This is a genomic window from Shigella sp. FC1567 (assembly GCF_001743015.1).
GTDB lineage: Bacteria > Pseudomonadota > Gammaproteobacteria > Enterobacterales > Enterobacteriaceae > Escherichia > Escherichia coli.
Genome location: NZ_MIIV01000187.1, coordinates 1 through 3,415, shown reverse-complemented (window position 1 = coordinate 3,415; position 3,415 = coordinate 1). Strand labels below are relative to the sequence as shown.

5 protein-coding genes are annotated in these 3,415 nt (G+C 46.7%); 2 read left to right on the top strand and 3 right to left on the bottom strand.

The genetic code is table 11. The annotated features are described in order from the left end of the window. Both BHE85_RS12305 and BHE85_RS12300 read right to left on the bottom strand, forming a co-directional pair. Window positions 1–159, bottom strand: a 159-nt coding sequence (locus BHE85_RS12305) for an IS1 family transposase (RefSeq protein WP_032277379.1), incomplete at its 3' end; no start/stop codon positions are given. 56 nt (window positions 160–215) lie between these two features. Next, complete coding sequence (locus BHE85_RS12300; protein WP_001190363.1) at window positions 216–806, bottom strand: NAD(P)H oxidoreductase; 591 nt, start codon at window positions 804–806, stop codon at window positions 216–218. A gap of 99 nt (window positions 807–905) precedes the next feature. Here BHE85_RS12300 and BHE85_RS12295 point away from each other — a divergent pair, with 99 nt between their 5' ends. Further along, window positions 906–1,814 carry a LysR family transcriptional regulator gene (locus BHE85_RS12295; RefSeq protein WP_001242686.1) on the top strand — a complete coding sequence of 303 codons (909 nt, stop codon included), beginning with the start codon at window positions 906–908 and terminating at the stop codon, window positions 1,812–1,814. Here BHE85_RS12295 and BHE85_RS12290 read toward each other — a convergent pair whose 3' ends face one another. Then, window positions 1,815–3,179, bottom strand: a complete 1,365-nt coding sequence (locus BHE85_RS12290) for an APC family permease (RefSeq protein ID WP_000604849.1) — start codon at window positions 3,177–3,179, stop codon at window positions 1,815–1,817. Window positions 3,180–3,232: 53 nt separating this feature from the next. Here BHE85_RS12290 and BHE85_RS12285 point away from each other — a divergent pair. After that, window positions 3,233–3,415 (top strand): transposase (locus BHE85_RS12285; protein ID WP_000567685.1); only part of this gene is annotated, 183 nt, incomplete at its 3' end.

The following is a 3,415-nucleotide window of genomic DNA, read 5'->3' as shown; positions in this document are numbered from 1 at the left end:
GTGCGTACCGGGCTGAGAGGCGGTGTAAGTGAACTGTAGTTGCCATGTTTTACGGCAATGAGAGCAGAGATAGCGCTGATGTCCGGCAGTGCTTTTGCCGTTACGCACCACGCCTTCAGTAGCGGAGCAGGAAGGACATCTGATGGAAATGGAAGCCACGCAAGCACCTTAAAATCACCATCATACACTAAATCAGTAAGTTGGCAGCATTACCTTTATAGTGCATCTACCATATCCCGTACCTGAGATAATAACGACTGATAATAGCTCGCATGAAGTTCTTCCCCATCGAATACCACTGTATTACACAAGAAAGTGACATCGGCATCTTCAATACCAAGATAACTGCACATATTTTTCAAATAATCGCTTATATTTTTTTCCCAGCCCATCTGGACAAATGATTCTTTGTCTCCTCCAACCAGCGCCACCCAACGAACTTTATTGAATGGTAATTTGTGCCCATCTCCATAAGCCAGCCCATTATTCCATACTCTGTCAATATATCCTTTTAGCATTGCCGGGAAGCTGTACCACCAGAGAGGAAAAACCACCACTAACGTGTCATGTTCAAGCAGCTCTGAATAAAGCTGATGAACCTCTGGAGAATAACGTTTATCCATATTCTTCCAGTCTGGTTCATCTTCCGGCGTCATCACTGGGTTGAAATTACGCCGATATAAATCGAGTTCCGTCACCTGTATTTTCCGCTCCATTGCCCGCTGATGGATCGCATCAGCAATATGTGCGGTCAATGAATCATGACGAGGATGGGCCCATACCAAATAAATACGTTCAGACTGCATAATTTTACCTCCACGTTAAGTTCTGGAGCGCACTTTACGCAGGCGGCATAATCCTGTAAACGTGATGATTCAGGATGAGTTAATGAAGGATTTTCACTAATGCGGATGAATATGTCTGACTTTGCCACTTTCTTTGCCGTGGCCCGTAATCAAAGCTTTCGTGCAGCGGGCGATGAGTTAGGCTTATCCTCGTCCGCCATTAGCCATAGTATTAAAACACTGGAACAACGTCTTAAAATTCGCTTATTCAATCGGACAACCCGAAGCGTATCGTTAACGGAAGCGGGTTCTAATCTCTATGAACGATTGCGCCCAGCTTTCGACGAAATTCAGATCATGTTAGATGAGATGAATGATTTTCGTCTGACACCGACAGGAACGCTCAAAATCAATGACGCCCGGGTAGCTGCACGTATATTTTTAATGCCTTTACTGGTTGGTTTCACACGTGAATATCCTGATATTAAAGTCGAGCTCACAACTGACGACTCTCTTGTCGATATCGTCCAACAGGGCTTTGACGCTGGCGTTCGACTTAGTGGCATCGTCGAAAAAGATATGATCAGCGTGGCGATCGGCCCGCCAGTGAAATTATGTGTAGCAGCAACGCCAGAGTACTTTGCAAGATATGGCAAACCCCGCCATCCTCATGATCTGCTTAATCATCAATGTGTTGTTTTTCGTTATCCCAGCGGCAAACCTTTCCACTGGCAATTTGCAAAGGAGCTGGAAATTGCTGTCGCAGGAAATATCATTCTGGATGATGTTGATGCTGAACTGGAGGCCGTTTTGATGGGTGCTGGTATCGGGTATCTGCTCTATGAACAGATCAAGGAGTACCTTGATACTGGTCGTTTAGAATGTGTACTGGGAGACTGGAGCACAGAGCGTCCAGGCTTCCAGATCTATTATCCAAACCGCCAGTATATGTCCTGCGGCTTGCGCGCATTTCTCGATTATGTAAAAACGGGTCAGATCAGCCAGAGTCAGCGTCACCGACCACAATAATTATTTACTATTCGCTTTACGCGCCAGCAGCGGGAAAATCAGTCCTAATCCTACCAGCACAAACGGCGTTGCAACATTCAGCGCCAACTGGAAGGTCCACTCTGCAGTGAAGGCTTCCATTTTCGGGAAGATCCCCGTCAAACAGGCAAAGGCGGTAAAGGCAAAACACCAAATCCCGACGGTCATTGCCAGAGGCTTATTACGAATAAAGACATATTCTGGTTTATATTTCTGCGCCAGGCGAACGACTGCAATAAATGCAACAAATACCCATAAATAACGCAGCGGCATCACTACCGAGTTAAGATTCAACAGCCATTTATAGAGATTGTTCATATCACCGATGCCGAGAGTCGGCAGCATAATCAGAATTGCCACCTGCACCAGGGTCAGAAAATAGCCATTAACGGGCGTACCAGAAGCGTTGGTACGACATAAACTGGCTGGAATATATTTGCTGTCAGCATCACCTAATAGCACTTTAAGCGGGGCATCAATCGAGAATACCAGCGCAGCTACTTGTCCCAGGGTATTCGCAATGGCGTAAATCACCATTAAAGTATTACCCATGTTGTAATACTCGCCCAGCTTCTGAAAGGCGTAATATTGACCGTTAGTCATTAAGTCATCCGGGATATTACGCGAGTCAAACATCATCCCCATCGCCAGTGAGCCCAGAATGGCACAAACCGCAACCATCACCGCCAGGCATAACATCCCTTTTGGAAATTCTTTTCCTGGGTTGCGCGTTTGATTAACGTAAGGAGAAATCTTCTCTGCTCCGCCAACCGCGAAAACCAGCATTGAAATAGTGGTAATGTAGGTAAAGTCGATATGAGGAATGAACGTTTCCCAGGTAATGTTTGTGGTCGCAATATGCACTTCAGTAATCGCAGGCGCGGTTACCGCCATCGCCACATACAGGAGCGACATAACAAACATCGCAATCCCTGCCACAGAACCGACGATTTTCAGCGATTTCATACCGCGTGAAGCAACCCACATAAAGAAGATAAACAGCACCAGCGTTAACCCCTGTAACGCTACGACTGAATATTCTTTGATTAGCGAACCGTCGCCTTTCATCGCCCAACCGAGCGCAATCAGAATTGCCTGGGGTTTTTGTGCCAGATAGGGAATATGCACCACCCAGTAGGTCCACGCGGCGAGATAAGCCAGTCCGGGTCCCATCGTGTGTTTAATCCAGGTACTGACCCCGCCCTTCCCATCTTTGAAGGTCGAGCCTAACTGACCAACAATTAGCGCATAAGGTGTGAAATAGAGCGCAAAGATAAACACCCATGAAAAAACAACCACCAGCCCCTGGTAGACTGGCCCCCTGAATCTCCAGACAACCAGTATCACTTAAATAAGTGATAGTCTTAATACTAGTTTTTAGACTAGTCATTGGAGTACAGATGATTGATGTCTTAGGGCCGGAGAAACGCAGACGGCGTACCACACAGGAAAAGATCGCAATTGTTCAGCAGAGCTTTGAACCGGGGATGACGGTCTCCCTCGTTGCCCGGCAACATGGTGTAGCAGCCAGCCAGTTATTTCTCTGGCGTAAGCAATACCAGGAAGGAAGTCTTACTGCTGTG